This window comes from Nocardiopsis valliformis DSM 45023 (assembly GCF_000340985.1).
GTDB lineage: Bacteria > Actinomycetota > Actinomycetes > Streptosporangiales > Streptosporangiaceae > Nocardiopsis > Nocardiopsis exhalans.
Window position 1 is genome coordinate 331,144 of sequence record NZ_ANAZ01000004.1, and the last position, 15,542, is coordinate 346,685.

General features: G+C 70.2%; 14 protein-coding genes. 11 read left to right on the forward strand and 3 right to left on the reverse strand.

The features are described 5' to 3' along the window. Positions 1–254 precede the first annotated feature (254 nt). The 9 genes from D457_RS0106105 to D457_RS0106145 all read left to right on the forward strand — a co-directional run bounded on the left by D457_RS0106105 (position 255) and on the right by D457_RS0106145 (position 7,961). On the forward strand, positions 255–962 hold the full coding sequence (locus D457_RS0106105) for an SseB family protein (RefSeq protein WP_017579760.1): 708 nt from the start codon (positions 255–257) through the stop codon (positions 960–962). Between the two features lie 139 nt (positions 963–1,101). Then, a complete protein-coding gene (locus D457_RS0106110; protein ID WP_017579761.1) occupies positions 1,102–2,091 on the forward strand; it encodes a prepilin peptidase in 990 nt (329 codons plus the stop codon). Positions 2,092–2,165: 74 nt separating this feature from the next. Continuing rightward, positions 2,166–3,347, forward strand: coding sequence for a chorismate synthase (gene aroC / locus D457_RS0106115; RefSeq protein WP_017579762.1), 1,182 nt, complete (start codon positions 2,166–2,168; stop codon positions 3,345–3,347). 77 nt (positions 3,348–3,424) lie between these two features. Beyond that, complete coding sequence (locus D457_RS0106120) at positions 3,425–3,775, forward strand: hypothetical protein (protein WP_017579763.1); 351 nt, start codon at positions 3,425–3,427, stop codon at positions 3,773–3,775. A 518-nt stretch (positions 3,776–4,293) separates the two neighbouring features. Continuing rightward, positions 4,294–4,812, forward strand: a complete 519-nt coding sequence (locus D457_RS0106125; protein ID WP_017579764.1) for a shikimate kinase — start codon at positions 4,294–4,296, stop codon at positions 4,810–4,812. After that, complete coding sequence (aroB, locus tag D457_RS0106130; RefSeq protein WP_017579765.1) at positions 4,809–5,891, forward strand: 3-dehydroquinate synthase; 1,083 nt, start codon at positions 4,809–4,811, stop codon at positions 5,889–5,891. Before D457_RS0106125 ends, aroB begins: the two co-directional genes overlap by 4 nt. A gap of 218 nt (positions 5,892–6,109) precedes the next feature. Further along, positions 6,110–6,673 (forward strand): elongation factor P, encoded by a 564-nt coding sequence (gene efp, locus D457_RS0106135; protein ID WP_017579766.1) that lies wholly within the window; start codon positions 6,110–6,112, stop codon positions 6,671–6,673. Next, a complete protein-coding gene (gene nusB, locus D457_RS0106140; RefSeq protein WP_026116386.1) occupies positions 6,673–7,086 on the forward strand; it encodes a transcription antitermination factor NusB in 414 nt (137 codons plus the stop codon). Before efp ends, nusB begins: the two co-directional genes overlap by 1 nt. Before the next feature lie 77 nt (positions 7,087–7,163). After that, the gene (locus tag D457_RS0106145; RefSeq protein ID WP_017579768.1) at positions 7,164–7,961 is read left to right on the forward strand and encodes a methyltransferase domain-containing protein; all 798 of its coding nucleotides are present in this window, start codon (positions 7,164–7,166) and stop codon (positions 7,959–7,961) included. Between the two features lie 47 nt (positions 7,962–8,008). On the opposite strand, the gene D457_RS0106150 is transcribed toward D457_RS0106145, so the two are convergent. Further along, a complete protein-coding gene (locus D457_RS0106150) occupies positions 8,009–8,953 on the reverse strand; it encodes a ribose-phosphate diphosphokinase (RefSeq protein ID WP_017579769.1) in 945 nt (314 codons plus the stop codon). A 267-nt stretch (positions 8,954–9,220) separates the two neighbouring features. On the opposite strand from D457_RS0106150, the gene dinB reads away from it, so the two are divergent. Together dinB and D457_RS0106160 are read left to right on the forward strand one after the other, a co-directional pair. Beyond that, the gene (gene dinB / locus D457_RS0106155; protein ID WP_051072873.1) at positions 9,221–10,507 is read left to right on the forward strand and encodes a DNA polymerase IV; all 1,287 of its coding nucleotides are present in this window, start codon (positions 9,221–9,223) and stop codon (positions 10,505–10,507) included. Positions 10,508–10,751: 244 nt separating this feature from the next. Continuing rightward, positions 10,752–11,171, forward strand: coding sequence for a DUF3040 domain-containing protein (locus tag D457_RS0106160; RefSeq protein ID WP_017579771.1), 420 nt, complete (start codon positions 10,752–10,754; stop codon positions 11,169–11,171). Between the two features lie 498 nt (positions 11,172–11,669). Here the strand turns inward: D457_RS0106160 and D457_RS0106165 are convergent, their stop codons facing one another. Continuing rightward, positions 11,670–13,997, reverse strand: a complete 2,328-nt coding sequence (locus D457_RS0106165) for a transglutaminase family protein (protein ID WP_017579772.1) — start codon at positions 13,995–13,997, stop codon at positions 11,670–11,672. 17 nt (positions 13,998–14,014) lie between these two features. Then, on the reverse strand, positions 14,015–15,328 hold the full coding sequence (locus tag D457_RS0106170; RefSeq protein WP_017579773.1) for a DUF58 domain-containing protein: 1,314 nt from the start codon (positions 15,326–15,328) through the stop codon (positions 14,015–14,017). Positions 15,329–15,542: the final 214 nt, after the last annotated feature.

A 15,542-nucleotide genomic window follows, 5' to 3' on the forward strand; every position in this document is an offset into this window, starting at 1 on the left:
AACGCCATGCGGGATCCAGCCCTGTGCCAGGGATTCGGGGTTCGGCCGGTTCAGGCCATTCGGCGTCTTCTTCCCGAAACCGCTGGCCCGTAAGCCGAGCGCCTGTGAAGCTTGGGTCATGGGGACGGCGCGGGGCAACCGCGCCTCCCGGGGAGGACGGCGGCCGGGCGCGGCCTGAGGAGGGGAACAGCCACATGGTTCTGTCCGAGAAGCGATCCCGAAACGGATACGCATCCCAGGTAGAGTCGGAGCCTGTGAGTAGACCATCGATCACCGGCGCCCAGAACTTCCGTGACGACGACGGCAGCGCCGACCCGGAAGTCGAAGCTCGCCTGCGTGACCACGCGGCGGGCAAGATCGGCGATCGTCAGGTCCTCGCCGCCCTCAGCGAGTCCCGGGTCCTCATCCCAGTGGTGGCCGTGGCCACCGAGACCGAGGAAGGCGTGGGCGGACTCACCAAGGACAAGAACAGCGAGGTGGCCATCCCCATCATGACCGGCAAGGACGGTCGTCGGGGAGTCCTCGCCTTCACCTCCGTGGACGCGGTCCGCCGCTGGCGCCCGGACGCCCGGCCGGTGCCCTTCACCACACAGGACGCCTGCCAGGCCACCTTGGAAGAGAACGCCGACGCCCTGGTCATCGACGTCTCCGGGCCGGTCCCGCACAGCATCCAGGGCCGCTTCCTCACCATGCTCGCCGAGCAGGGAACCGTCCCCGAACCCAAGGACGACCCACAGGTCCTGGCGCTCATCTACCGGGTGACCCACGCCGAGTTCGGGATCGAACGCGTGCGCATCCACCCCTCCGAGCGCGGAGAGATCGGCATCCGCCTGGAACTGGACGAGCGCGACGACGAGTCGCTGCGCCGCGTCGCCGAGCGGCTGACCACCGAACTCCAGCACGTCCTGCCCGGCGGGGTCGAACTCAGCGCCGTCGTCCGCGCCCAACGCGACGACGAGTAGACCCCGGCGGTCCCAGACCGCCCAGGTCACTGAAGGCTTGCGGGTCGTGCATGCTGCGCACGTGGTCCAAGGCGACCGGGTTGTCCACAGGAAGCCGCTGGCACTGTTGCGTAGCTCACCCAACAGGTAGCTTCCACACATGCCCACCCCCTTGGTGTTCACGCCGTCTCCGCTGTTGTGGGCGGTCCTCGCGGCCGTCAGCCTCTGTGTGCTCGGCATCGTGGTCGGCCGTGCCACCGGTCGCCTCGTGCACCTCTTCGGATCGGCCTGCCCCTCACGGAGTTCCGAACCCCCCACCGAGGCGGGGTCACCCTCCGCGCTCAGAACTGCCCGGAGCCGGGCCCTCCCCGGTCAGGAAGGAGCCTCCGACGCACCGTTCGGGGCCCCATCAAGACCTACGCCCGCTAGCCCCGGCCGCGACCTAGGGGAGGACGACGGGCCGCCACCGCCCTGTTGTCCGCACTGCCGGGCCGAACTCCCCTTCGCCAGAGGGTTCCCGGTCGTCGCCGCCCGCGCCTTCCGACAGCGCGGCGCCTGCCCCCACTGCGAACGCCGGGTTCGCCCCCACCCGGCCGTCATCATCGGCACTGCCCTGCTCTTCGCGCTGGTCGGCGCCCTGGCGCCCTGGCATGCGGGCGACTGGTCTCCGTTCGGCGTGCTGGCTGTGCTCTGGCTCATCGTGCTCGGCGTGCCCCTGTCCGTCATCGACCTGCGGGTCATGCGCCTGCCCGACGCCCTCGTCGCTCCGGCCTACCCCGTGGCCGCCCTCCTGCTGGCCGCGGCGGTTCTCCTCCCACCCGTCGGCCCCGACCTCGAACGCGGTTCGCAGGCCCTCGTCGGCATGGTCCTCATCACGGTCCTGTACTGGCTCATGTGGCGGATCAAACCGGGCGGGCTCGGTTTCGGCGACGTCAAACTCTCCGGGCTGACCGGCCTCTACGCGGGCTGGGCCGCCGGTCCGGTGGGCGCGCTGGTCGCCGCGTTCTGGGCCTTCGCGGCTTTCTCCCTGGTGGGTCTGGCCCTGCTGGCACTGCGCCGGATCACCCGCGCCGAACCCCTCCCCCTGGGCCCGTTCATGCTCGCTGCCACCCTCGCCACCGTCCTCGCCGGTCACCCTCTCCTGCCATAACCCAGGACCGGTTCCTCCCATAACCCCGATCCCGGTGATCACCCCGGCACCTGATCCGTGGGAGGATCGTGCACATGTTGCGTTGGCTGACCGCGGGGGAGTCCCACGGACCTGCACTCGTCGCGATTCTGGAGGGCCTTCCGGCCGGTGTGTCCGTCACCTCTGACGACATCGCCGCCGCACTGCTCCGCCGCCGCGCCGGGTACGGTCGGGGCGCCCGGATGAAGTTCGAGAAAGACCAAGTCTCCGTTATCGGAGGCATCCGGCACGGCATCACCCAGGGTGGGCCGGTCGCGATCGAGGTCGGAAACACCGAGTGGCCCAAGTGGGAGAAGGTGATGTCGCCGGACCCGGTTCCCGCTGAGGAACTGGACGGCGTGGCGCGCAACGCGCCGCTCACCCGGCCCCGCCCCGGGCACGCCGACCTCGTCGGTATGCAGAAGTACGGGCACGAGGAGTCCCGACCGATCCTGGAGCGCGCCAGCGCTCGCGAGACCGCGGCCCGGGTCGCGATCGGCGAGGTCGCCCGGCAGTTCTGCCGCCAGGCGTTCGGTATCGAGATCCTGAGCCACGTGGTCTCCATGGGACCCGTCGCCGTCCCCGAGGGTTCACCCGAGCCCCGCCCGGAGGACCTCGCCGCGATCGACGAGGACCCGCTGCGCTGCTTCGACGCCGAGACCAGCGCGCGCATGGTCGAGGAGGTCGACGACACCAAGAAGTCCGGGGACACCCTGGGCGGCGTCGTCGAGGTGCTCGCCTACAACCTTCCGCCCGGTCTGGGCAGCCACGTGCACTGGGACCGCCGTTTGGACTCCCGCCTGGCCGGAGCGCTCATGGGCATCCAGGCGATCAAGGGCGTGGAGGTCGGCGACGGCTTCCGCACTGCGGCCCGCCGCGGATCCGAGGCCCACGACGAGATCGAGCCCGGCCCCGACGGCGTGCGTCGGCGGACCAACCGCGCTGGCGGTGTCGAGGGCGGCATGTCCACCGGTGACCCGCTGCGAGTGCGCGCCGCGATGAAGCCCATCGCCACGGTGCCCAACGCGCTGGACACCATCGACATCGAGACCGGCGAGCCCACCAAGGCCAACCACCAGCGCAGCGACGTCACCGCCGTCCCCGCCGCCGGTGTGGTGGCCGAGGCCATGGTCGCCCTGGTCATCGCCGAGGCCGCCATCGAGAAGTTCGGCGGCGATTCGGTCCCCGAGACCGCCCGCAACCTCCAGGGCTACCTGGACTCACTGGCGATCCGCTAGACCCGAACCGTTCACCCCGGCCCGCCCTCCCTCTGGAGGGCGGGCCACCGCTCTTTCGCCCCCGAGGAGTGCTCCGCATGGACAACCCCCGCCTGGTCACCGTCTGGTGGGACCTGTCCGAGTCCGCCCAGACCATCGAGTCCCTGCGCGCCTACCTGCGCGACCAATCCGTCGACGCCTTCGCTGAAGTGCCCGGCCTGCGCCTCAAAGCTTGGATCGCCGACCCCGAAACCGATCGCTGGGGCGCGGTCTTGCTCTGGGAGTCCACCGAGGCTTCCGAGGGGACCGTACCCAGCCGCGCCGCGGAACTCATCGGTTACCCGCCCACCGAGGTTCACGCCTTCGACGTCGAGGCCACCGTCCAGGGACGCTACGAGGACGAGGAACTGAACCATCGAGGCCTTGCCTTCTCCGCCGAGCGGCCATGATGATGTCTGTTCTGTCTGATTTTCCAGAAGTTGGATTTCTGACCACTGTCCGCTGGTAAGTTGCCTGCTCAAGAAGTCTGCTCCCCGCGCATGCGGGGATGGCTCCGTCAAGCCAACCTTGACAGAAAAAGACGTCAACTGCTCCCCGCGCATGCGGGGATGGCTCACTCTGCGAGTCGAAAAAACTACTCCTAGTGGTACTGCTCCCCGCGCATGCGGGGATGGCTCGCTGTTGACGTATGCCGTAGCGCGGTTTTCGGGCATGCCGAGGTCGGCCGAGACGAAGGTTCCCCCACAAACGAGCATGCGTGCTGGGCCAGACCCGTGACAAGCGGGGATCCGTCAGGCTGTGGATAACTCACGCGGCCCGGCAGCCGGCTGCTGAGGTTGAACGCCTGCTCCCCGCACGCGCTGTGCGGTGTTTCTGCTAGACAGGACGCACACGGCAGAGATTTCCTCCTCGCGTTCGCGGGGAGCGGTTCCCCAGAGGTAGGCAGAGCGTGGCAAGAGCGATCGCGGTGCTCATCGGTTCGCCCGGTTCGGGCAAGTCCACCGTCGGCGAGGCGCTGGCCCGTCGGCTCGACGCGGACCTGTTGTGTACCGACACCGAGATCGAGAAGCGCGCGGGCAAGCCCATCAGCGACATCTTCCTCGAGGACGGCGAAGAGCACTTCCGGGCCCTGGAACGCGAGGTCGTCGCCGAGGGCCTTCGTGTCTGGGAGGGCGTCATCGCGGTCGGCGGTGGCGCGGTCCTGAACGAGGACACCCGCAAGGACCTGGTCGACCACCACGTGGTCTACCTGCAGGTGGACTTCGGCGAGGCCGCCAAACGCGTCGGGATGGACGTCGCACGCCCCCTGCTGGCCGGGAACCCGCGTACCCAGTTGCGCAAGCTCCTCAACGAACGCCTCCCCGTCTACGAGGGCCTGGCCTCGGTGACCGTGCCCACCACCGATTACCACCCCGAGGAGATCGTGGACACCATCGTCTCCTCTCTCCCCGACCTCCCCGAAACCACTGGAAAGGCCGACAAGTGACCGTGACCCGGATCGGTGTGGGGGAGCCCACTGGACGCTACGACGTGGTCGTCGGCAGCGGGATCCTCTCCGAACTGCCCTCTCTGGTCGGGGGCGCCGCACAGGTGGCCGTCATCCACCCCGAGGGTCTGGGCGAGATCGCCCGTCCCGTGGTCGGGGCCCTGGAGGGTGCCGGTTACCGCGTCCGGCCCATGCCGGTGCCCGACGGCGAGGCTGCCAAGACCGCCGCCGTCGCCACCGACCTGTGGTCGCGGCTGGGCTCGTTCAACTTCACCCGAACCGACGCCGTGGTGGGTGTGGGCGGTGGTGCCGCCACCGACCTCGCCGGGTTCGTGGCCGCGACCTGGCTGCGCGGGGTGCGCTCGGTGCTGCTGCCCACCACCCTGCTCGGCATGGTGGACGCCGCCGTCGGCGGTAAGACCGGCATCAACACCCCCGAGGGCAAGAACCTCGTCGGCGCCTTCCACCCCCCGGCCGGGGTGCTGTGCGACCTGGCCACTCTGCCGAGCCTGCCCCAGGCCGACTACATCGGCGGCCTGGCCGAGATCGTCAAGGCCGGTTTCATCGACGACCCCGTCATCTGCGATCTGGTCGAGGACGACCCCGAGGGTGCGGCACTGCCCGAGGGCAAGCACACCCGCGAGCTCATCGAGCGCGCGATCCGGGTCAAGGCCGACGTCGTCTCCGGTGACCTCAAGGAGAGCGGCCGCCGCGAGATCCTCAACTACGGCCACACCCTTGGGCACGCCATCGAGCGCGCCGAGAACTACACCTTCCGGCACGGCTATGCGGTCTCCATCGGCATGGTCTTCGCCGCCGAACTCGCCCGTCTGGACGGCCGGATCGACGATGCCCTGGTCCAGCGGCACCGCTCCGTGCTCACCTCGGTGGGCCTGCCGGTCAGCTACGCCGCCGAGTCCTGGGACGAGCTGCGCGCCACTATGGCCGTGGACAAGAAAGCCCGCGGCGCGACCCTGCGCTTCGTGGTCCTGGACGGCCTGGCCAGTCCGTCGATCCTCAACGGTCCCGCGCTTGAGCTGCTGGACGCCGCCTACCAGGCGGTCGTGGACGGTTCCTGAGTCCCCGGAAGCCACTAGACTGATCGAAGGCGAGGAGTGCCCGGGCGCTGGCGGACACAGTCCCCGCTAGCAGTGGACACACCCGTCTGGCGGTGGAAACACCCAACCGCGGACACACCCACCGGCGGCCTCGGGAGCCACGCCTCGCCCCACTGACCACCGACCGGACCAGCGAGTCCGGTCTCCGACGTGTCACACCCCTTGGAGAGACGACCGAAGTGGCCACGACGAACGACATCAAGAACGGCACGACCCTGAAGCTCGACGGAGGCGTTCTCTGGAACGTCCTGGAGTTCCAGCACGTCAAGCCGGGCAAGGGCGGCGCGTTCGTCCGCACCAAGCTGAAGAACGTCCTCACGGGCAAGATCGTCGACAAGACCTTCAACGCCGGTTCCAAGGTCGAGTTCGCCAGCGTCGACCGCCGGGACATGGAGTACCTGTACCACGACGGTGACTCCTTCATCTTCATGGACACCCAGACCTACGACCAGATCCCGGTGTCCGACGCCGTGGTCGGCGAAGCCAAGGGCTTCCTCCTGGAGAACACCAAGGTCACGGTGGCCACCAACGAGGGCAACCCGCTCTACATCGAGATGCCCGCCGCGGTCGAGCTGGAGATCACCCAGACCGACCCGGGCGTCCAGGGCGACCGCTCCACCGGCGGCACCAAGCCCGCCACTGTCCAGACCGGCGCGACCATCCAGGTGCCGCTGTTCGTCACCCAGGGCGAGCGCGTCAAGGTCGACACCCGCACCGGTGACTACCTCGGTCGTGTCAACTGATGAGTGGTGCACGGCGTAAGGCCCGTCGGCGCGCGGTGGAGGTCCTCTACGAATCCGAGGTGCGTTCCACCTCGGTGGAGGACGTCATCAAGCGTCGCCGGGCCCAGCCCGAACCGCCGATCAACGAGTTCACCGAGCTGTTGGCCCGCTCCGTCGATGAGCGGCGCGCACGCATCGACGAACTCCTCGACGAGTACGCCATCGGGTGGACCCTGGAACGCATGCCGGTCGTGGACCGCAACATCCTCCGGATGGGCGCCTACGAGCTGCTGTGGGCCGAGGACATCCCCGACGGCGTGGCGATCGCCGAGGCCGTCGGTGTGGCCAAGGAGCTTTCCACCGACGAGTCGCCCAACTTCATCAGCGGACTTCTGTCTAGGCTGATGGAGAACAAGTCGACGCTCTCGCTCTGAGACCTCGAGCCGAGGCCGGGCCGGGCGGACCGTGCCCCGTGGCGGGGCGCGGGCACTAGCTGATTGAGGGAACGCAGTTGACTGACAGGAGCGGCACGTTCGCGACCACCGCGAGCGGCTTCGGTACGAGCGGTGCGACCGGTCCCGCGCGGGCGGCCAACACCGCCCGGACCGCCGTGGTCTGGGACGCGCTCTCACAGCTGTTGTCCCGCCTCTCCGACGGTGAGCCCCTGGAAATCGTCGACGCGGGCGGCGGCACCGGTGGCGCCGCCGTCCCGCTCGCCGAGCTCGGTCACCGTGTGACCGTCGTCGAGCCCAGCCCGGACTCCCTGGCCGCCCTGGAGCGCCGCGCCGCGGAGAGCGGTGTCACGGTGCGCGGCGTCCAGGGGGAGACCCAGGACCTGGCCTCGCTCTTCCCGGCCGACAGCGCCGACCTCGTGCTGGTGCACAACGTGCTTGAGTACGTCGACGAACCCGCCGTGGCGCTGGCCGACGTCGCCGGTATCACCCGGCCCGGCGGCGCGGTCAGCCTGCTGGTGACCAACGCCGTCGCCGGTGCCCTGCACCGCGCCCTGGCCGGGCACATCACCGACGCCCAGCACCTGCTCTCGGACGCGGACGGCCGCTGGGGCGAGGCCGACCCCATGCCCCGCCGGTTCACCCGCCAGCAGCTCCTCGAACTCATCGGGCACTCCGGCCTGACCGGGGAGAGCGTGCGCGGGGTGCGCGTGTTCGCCGACGTCCTGCCCGGGCACGCCTGGGAGGGCGACGCCCAGGCCGGGCAGCACCTGGTGGATCTGGAGCGGGCCGCCGCCGACCACCCCGAGCTGATCGGCATCGCCACCCAGCTGCACGCCATCGCGCTCAAGCACTGACGGCGGGGGTTTCCCGGGGGCTCTCTGTTCCAGGTCCTCCCGTCGCTCTAGTGGATGTCGAAGAGCGTGCTGACGGACTCCCCGTCGTGGATGCGTCGAATCGCCTCGGCCAACGCGGGCGCGATTGACAGCACCCGCAGTTTCGGTGAGGTCTGCTCCGGGGCCAGGGGCACCGTGTTCGTGCACACGATCTCGGCCACGTCGTCCATCGTGGTAAGCCGGTCCAGCGCCCCGTCACTGAACAGCCCGTGCGTGCAGGCGACGCGGATGGAACGCACCTTCTGCTCGCGCAGCCGCTCGATCAGCCCCACGACGGTGCTCCCCCTGGCGATCTCGTCGTCCAGGATGATGATGTCTCGGTCGGCGACGTCACCGATCACCGACGTGACGCTCACCCGGTCGTCACTGAACCGCTGCTTGGCCCCGGACGCCACCGGGGTGCCCAGCCTGCGGGCGAACGCCGAAGCCTCCTTGACGTTGCCGAAGTCGGGGGAGACCACCACCGTGTTGGACAGATCCCCGCTCCGGAAGTGGTCGGCGAGCTCACCGAGCGCGTGTAGGTGGTCTACCGGGACACTGAAGAACCCGTGGACCTGGGGCGAGTGCAGGGTCATGGCCAGGACTCTGCTGGCGCCCGCGGTGGCGAGCAGATCGGCCACCAGCCGCCCTCCGATGGAGATGCGCGGCGCGTCCTTCTTGTCCGAGCGTGCGTAGGCGAAGTGCGGCATGACCACCGTGGTCCGCGCAGCGGAGGCGCCCCGGGCCGCGTCCAGCATCAGGAGCAGCTCGACGAGGTTCTCCTGCACCGGGGGGACCAGCGGCTGGATGATGAAGACGTCGCGTTCGCGGCAGTTGGCCTGGAGCTGTACTTCCAGGCAGTCGTTGGCGAACCGGGAGACCCGGGTGGGGGAGAGGGGCTTGCCGAGGTCCGCGCAGATCTCCTCCGCGATTTCGGTGTGTGCGCTGCCGGAGAAGATGACGATGTCTCGCATGGGATCCCTGGGATAGGAGCGGGCGGTGCGGCCGAGAGCAGACTACTGGTGCGGACCTCGTGCGCCCGGGTGCCTCCCGTCCCAGCTGGGACGGTAGGCACCCCGTGTGCTCAGCATGTCCCGTGCGCCCTGCACGCCGCGTCTACCTGGGACGCGTGCGCCTCGTACGCGCCCCGGCCCAGCCCTGCTTTTGCAGGGCGTCGGGGTGGCCGGTACCGGACGGTGCCCCGGGGCAGGGCGGCTCCGGTCAGGGCATAACCTGGGCCTATGAGCCGACGTCAACTGGAACGCGGTGCCGCTCTGCGGGGTGTGGTCACCCCCGACGGCATCGCTCCGCTGGACGCCGACTTCCCTCCGGACGGCTCCGGTCCGGACGAGGACTGCCACATCCTGCACTTGGACATGGACGCGTTCTTCGCGAGTGTGGAGCAGCTGCGCCACCCCGAGGCGCGCGGCCGCCCGGTGATCGTGGGCGGTACCGGTCCGCGCAGTGTGGTCTCCTCCGCCGACTACATCGCCCGCCGCCACGGCGTGCACTCGGCGATGCCCATGGCCCAGGCGGTGCGGTTGTGCCCGGACGCCCTGGTCTACCCGCCGGACGGAGCCGCCTACCGGCAGGCCTCCGAGGCCGTCATGGACATCCTGCGCTCGGTCACGCCCCTCGTGCAGCCGTTGTCTCTGGACGAGGCTTTCCTGGACGTCTCCGGTGCCCGCCGGCGTCTGGGCGGCCCTGTGCGCATCGCCGCGATGATCCGCGAACGCGTCCGCCGGGAGCAGCGGCTCACCTGCTCCGTCGGGGTAGCCGCCACCCGTTTCGTGGCCAAGCTCGGCTCCACCCACTGCAAGCCCGACGGGCTGCTGCTGGTCCCCACCACCACCGTGCACGGCTTTTTGGACCCCTTGCCCATCGGGGCGCTGCCCGGGGTCGGGGACAAGACCGAACGCACACTCGTCCGGCTGGGCCTGCGCACCGTCGGCGCCCTGGCCCGGACCGACCCCGAACTCCTGCGCATGGAACTGGGCGAGAAGGCCGGTACCCGCCTGGCTGCGCTGGCTCGGGGCGAGGACCCTAGCCCGGTCGTCGCCGAGACCCCGGACAAGAGCGTGGGCGCGGAGGAGACCTTCTCCGTGGACGTGGATGACCCGGGCTTGGTCGACCGCGAGCTGCTGCGCCTGTCCGAGAAGGTCGCGCACCGGCTGCGCGCCTCGGGGCAGGTGGGGCGCACAGTGAGCGTGAAACTGCGCAGGGCCGACTTCTCCACGATCACCAGGGCGAAGACCCTCTCCGAGACCACGGACGTGGGGAGGGAGATCAGCGCTGTGGCGCGTGCGCTCTACGCGGCGTCGGGGCTGAGGGGTACTCCGCTGCGGCTGGTGGGGGTTCGTGTGGAAGGTGTCGCCCCGGTGGAACTTTCACACCGCCAGTTGGCGTTGGGGGAGGAGGACACAGGTTGGCGGGACGTTGAACGGGTTATGGACCGGGTGAAGGCCCGTTTCGGTCCGGGCGCGATACAGTCGGCCGTATTGGCCAAGAGTGACGAAAACGACGTATGATGCGGCAACTTCCGGGGACCTCTGAGCGTTCTCATGGGTAGAACCGGAGTAAGGGTAAGAAGAGAGGCATGGAAGCCGGTGTTTCCGATACAGGGCGAGGGTATCGTGGCCGTAGTGGGTCAGGTACACACGCAGCTTTTCTTTCCACTAGGCGCTAGTGCACCGTATTCTGGGCATACCACTGACCAAGAGACTGTTTTTCAGTACCCGTCACCCCAACCGGGGACTGCCGTAGGGAGGCGCCGTGCCGCTCTCTGAACACGAGCAGCGCATGCTCGACCAGATCGAGCGGGCGCTGTATGCCGAGGACCCGAAGTTCGCGAACACTGTTCGGCAGACGAACCCCGGAGTCCATTACAAGCGCTGGATCATCAAGGCCGTCATCGGCTTCGTGCTCGGCATGGGGTTGCTGCTCCTGGGGCTGTTGTTGGGAGGCCCGGACGCGTCGCTGGCACTTCCGGTCACCATCAGCGTCCTCGGCTTCATCTTCATGCTGGCCTCCTTCCTCATGGGGGCGAACGCCTGGCGTAAGGCCGCCGGCGGCGCGGAGGCGATGCTCGCGGAGGCCGAGAATGAGCCCAAGAAGCGCAAGGGCGACAAGCGTCCGGGAATGATGAACCGCTTCGAGGAGCGGTGGCGTCGCCGCCAGCAGGGTGAGGAGTAGTAACTCACCCGGGGCGGACACCGGTTCGCCCTCGCGACGGATGCCCTGAGCGCCTGCGTGTTCCAAGACGGTGGGGCCCGAGCACGATCATCGTGTGCGGGACCCACCGTTTTTCGTGCCTGAACCCTGAGCCAGCCCCGTCCCGCCCCCGACCGGAACAACCCCGCCCGGGGTTTCGGACACAGAACGCCCACACCCGAACACCCACCGGGGCCCGGCTGGGTCGTGTGCGTCACGCCCGCCTCCAGTGCCTGTGCCTCTTGGAGGCACTCCCACCTGCCTCTCGGGGGTCACGCCTTCACCGGCCGCAGCCCACTGACGCGGTCCTCGGAGGTCTCCGGGGCCCACGAGTCGCTTCCTGGTCCGGCTACGTTCCGGGTCTCCCGTGCCCCTGCCTTGGGGCAACCCGGTCCCTCCCAGGGGACTCAGACGTCCCTGGGGCCACAGACACCCCAGGCGCCCCTGGAACCTTGTAGGGCCCAGGGACACCACCGGCACTCAGGAAGTGGCGGGGACGGCTTCCGCAGCGGTTCTGGGGCGCTGCCAGGGGGCCAGGGAGCGCGGGAGCAGAAGGGCGCGCCAGCGGTCGCTGCCAGATGCGCTGGCGGACAGGCCCGCCGTGGCCGTGGCCAGGTCGGCGGCCATCTGGGTGCCGGTCTCCGGGTCCGGGGCGTAGCGGGCGGCCTCCTCGGCTCGGGCCAGACGCCAGATGGCGGCGTGGGCCTCGCCGGGGATGACGCTTCCGTCCTCGCGGACGGCGCACAGGCGGGCGGCGGTTGCCCGGGGGCTCTCCGTGAGCACCCAGTCCAGGCCCAGGTCCAGGCAGGTGTCGCGCAGTTCCCGCCATGCGGTGTGGGCTCCGGCGACCCCACCCGAGGCCAGGGCGGCCCGGCGGGACCCGCGGATCAGGACCCGGGTCAGGGCCGGAGCGGCCAACAGCAGCAGGGCGGCGATCACGCCGACGACGGCGGGCCACCAGAGCGCCGCGTCCGAGCTCGTGCTCCCGCCGGCGGTGCCGCCGACGTCCTCGGCGGGCTCGTCCTCGGGGGACTCGCCGGCCTCCGGGGAGGCGCTGGGCTCCTCGGTCGGGGAATCGCTCGGCTCGGGACTGCTGGCGTTCGTGGGTTCTGGTTCGGGGACGGGCTCGGGGTCGACGTCGGCCCCGGAGGTGTAGTCGGGGACCGTGGCCGACCCCTGCCCCTGCGAGGAGGCCGGTGTGGGCTCGAAACGCACCCAGCCCGAACCCTCGAAGTACAGCTCCGGCCAGGCGTGCGCGTCGCTCACCGCCACGGACCAGCGGCCGTCGCCCACCTGTTGACCTGCGGTGTAGCCCACCGCGACCCGGGCCGGGATGTCGGCCTGGCGGGCCATGATCGCCATCGCCCCGGCGAACTGCTCGCAGTAGCCGATCCGGTCGTCCAGGAGGAAGTGCGACAGGGGGTCGGCATCGCCGGGCGTGGCGGGCGGGCTCAGGTCGTAGGTGAAGGCGCCCCCGGTGAAGAAGTCCTGGAGTGCGGTGGCACGCGCGTAGGGGGTGTCGGCGTTCGTGGTCAGGGAGTCGGTGAGCTCCTGCACGCGGTCGTCGATGTTGTTGGGCAGTCTGAGGTAGTCGTTGGGCAGTGAGCGCGGCCGTCCGGCGTTGGCCAGGTCCTGGGCGTCGGGCTGGTTCTCGGCGGACTCCACCACGAAGTTGAAGCCGGTCGGCGGGGTGTCGGTGGTGAACACCATCAGGGTGTCGGGGTCCACGTACCAGTCGCCGGAGACCTCCACCGTGCGCGCCGGGTAGGGCAGCGGCAGGAACTCCATCCGGGGGGCGTCGGAGTCCAGGGACACCCGGGTGGTGACCGAGGTGTCGGACTCCTCCGACCAGCCCGGGGGCAGGGGCAGGTCGCCGCTGACCCTGGCGTCGCGGTCGGTGTGCACCGGGGACATCGTCCAGTTCTCGCCGTCGAACTCGTCCAGGACGAAGGTGCGCAGGTACTCGGGGTCCTCGGCGTCGGTGCGGTAGGTCAGCACCGTGCGGTCGGAGGAGGAGGCCAGGTCGCGGCGGAGCGAGACCAGCGGGTGTGTGGTGGTCACGCTGTTGTTCGAGGCGAACTGGTTGCCGTCGGCCATCGTGTAGAAGGCGTCGGTGCGCAGGGAGGGCATCATCAGGGGCAGCGACAGGGCCAGCAGGATCGCGGTGGCCGCGGCGGCGACCACGGTGCCCAGCTGGACGGCGCCCGCGCTGAAGCGGCCGGCAGGGTCGTTCCCGCTCGGGACCCGGACCCCCCACTCACGTCCCCGAACCCACATGTCCGTGGCGAGCAGGGCGAGGAAGCCCGCGGCGCAGACAGCGGCCTGGACCCAGGTCAGACCGCCGCCGTCCACGGCCAGCGGTACCAGCATCAGCGCCAGCAGCAGGCCGCCGACCATTCCCGGGCAGCGGGCGGTCACTGCCAGGAAGTCCGCGGTGATCGCGAACACCACGAAGGTCAGCGCGATGATCATCCGCAGCCCGTTGGTGGCGGCCACCGGGGGAGCGCTGGTGTTGATGCTGTGCACGCCCTGCTCGAACAGCGTCCAGGTCTGCTCGAAGGTGGCCGCGGTCGGAACGATGCCGAGGAAACCGGTGCCCGGGGCGAGGATCGGGGTGAACAGGAGCGCCGCGACGATCAGCTGCAGGAAGGGCACCGGGAACGCGTTGCGGTCGGTCAGGCGGTACAGCGCGGAGACCACGGCCACCGCGACGACGAGGACGGCGGCCGGGCCCCACCAGTCGCCGCGGATCAGCCCGCCCAGGAGTGGCAGCGCCGCCAGCATCGAGACCATGACGGCCAGCGGCATCAGTGCTCTGGTCACTCTCAACGGGACCCCTCCCAGGGGACGTGGGGGCCCGCCGGGGTCAGGGGGACCTCCCCGGTGCGGCTGCTGGCAGAGGGCGGGAAACCGGAGCGGCCGGGAAACCCGGAGGAGCCGGGGGAGATCGCCTGCTGCCACAGAGCGGGCAGTTCGGTCGGGTCGGCGACGGGGAGTACTCGCCAGCCGTTGGCGGAGAGCAGTTCAGCGATGCGCTGGGTGTTTTCGGAGGTGTCCCAGGCGGCCCGCACACACAGCACCGCCACGTGCAGTCCGGAGCCGCGCACCCGGGAGAGCGCCGAGGCGTCCTCCGGGGAGAGTGCGCCCAGGACCGCCACCACCAGGCTGGCCGAGGAGCCGCGGGCCCCTTCCAGGGTGCTGATCCCGCCGTGGAGACTGTCCGCCTCGGAGGCCTCCACGGTGGCGAGCCCGTCCAGGACGCCGGACGCGTGCTCGGTGAACAGCTGGCCCCGCTCGGTGTGCAGGCGCAGTTCATGCCCGCTGTCCAGGAGGTTCACCGCGACGGAGGCGGCCACGCTCACCGCGGTCTCCAGGGAGCTCCAGGGGCCCTCTCCGGTGTGGGCCGCGTCCCGGGTGTCGAGGAGCAGGGTGCTGTGCTCCCGCCAGTGCTGTTCGTCCCGGCGCACCATGAGCTCGCCGTGCTTGGCAGTGGAGCGCCAGTGCACCCGGCGCATCTCGTCGCCGTAGCGGTACTCGCGCGGAATGGGGTCCTGCTCACCGGCGCCGTTCACCGAACGGCGCGGCGAGTTCTCACCCTGGGAGCCGTCGGAGGCGCCGAGGACGGCGATCGGGACCACGGGCGGGGTCACGAGCAGGGGCGTGGGCGCGCCGACCTCACGGGTCACCCGGACACAGCCCAGCGGGTCCACCACGCTCACCCGGAGCGGACCGACGGGGTAGCGGCCGCGGACCGCCGGGCGGACCAGGTAGGTGACGTCGCGGACCGCGCGCGGGGCCAGGTGGCCCACTGTGTACCGGGGTTCGTAACCCAGACGCACCGGCAGGGTGTCCTCGATCCGTACCCAGCTCACCGGCCAGGTGGGGGAGGAGTTACCGACCCGGACCAGGACCCGGGTGTCCGTCCCGGCCGGGACGCGCGGCGGGTGCAGTGCCCGGCTGTGCACCACCCGGTTGGTCGCCCCGAGGATGGTCAGCGCGGAGATCGGCGGCACCAGGAGCAGGAAGAGGCCCACCCCCACCAGCTCCCGCTGGCCGATGACGAAACCGCACACGAGCGCGACCACGCCGAAGAACAGCATCAGTCCACCGCGGGCGGTGAGGGTTCGGTGCGGGCGCATGGTGCGTCTCTCGGGTTCGAGGGGCTCGGTTCTGCCGGGTTCGGGTCGGACGGCCTGCTCAGCGGGGTTCTGCGGGGAACGGTGACGGGACCCGGGCCGGGCTCGCTTCCCCGGACCGGTTCCGTACCCGTGGTGACGGGATGTCCGCCCGGTCAGTTTCCTGACCCCGGTCGCCGGTGCCCGACCCGGTCAGGTCTACGCAACCGGGGCCGGG

What these genes read in the sequence shown, in the direction of transcription:
- D457_RS0106165 (WP_017579772.1), bottom strand. Translation starts at nt 13,997, where the DNA reads ATGCCGCTGGCCGTCATGGTCTCGATGCTGGCGGCGCTGCCACTCCTG.
- D457_RS0106170 (WP_017579773.1), bottom strand. Translation starts at nt 15,328, where the DNA reads ATGCGCCCGCACCGAACCCTCACCGCCCGCGGTGGACTGATGCTGTTC.
- aroC (WP_017579762.1), top strand. Translation starts at nt 2,166, where the DNA reads ATGTTGCGTTGGCTGACCGCGGGGGAGTCCCACGGACCTGCACTCGTC.
- D457_RS0106120 (WP_017579763.1), top strand. Translation starts at nt 3,425, where the DNA reads ATGGACAACCCCCGCCTGGTCACCGTCTGGTGGGACCTGTCCGAGTCC.
- D457_RS0106110 (WP_017579761.1), top strand. Translation starts at nt 1,102, where the DNA reads ATGCCCACCCCCTTGGTGTTCACGCCGTCTCCGCTGTTGTGGGCGGTC.
- nusB (WP_026116386.1), top strand. Translation starts at nt 6,673, where the DNA reads ATGAGTGGTGCACGGCGTAAGGCCCGTCGGCGCGCGGTGGAGGTCCTC.
- D457_RS0106150 (WP_017579769.1), bottom strand. Translation starts at nt 8,953, where the DNA reads ATGCGAGACATCGTCATCTTCTCCGGCAGCGCACACACCGAAATCGCG.
- dinB (WP_051072873.1), top strand. Translation starts at nt 9,221, where the DNA reads ATGAGCCGACGTCAACTGGAACGCGGTGCCGCTCTGCGGGGTGTGGTC.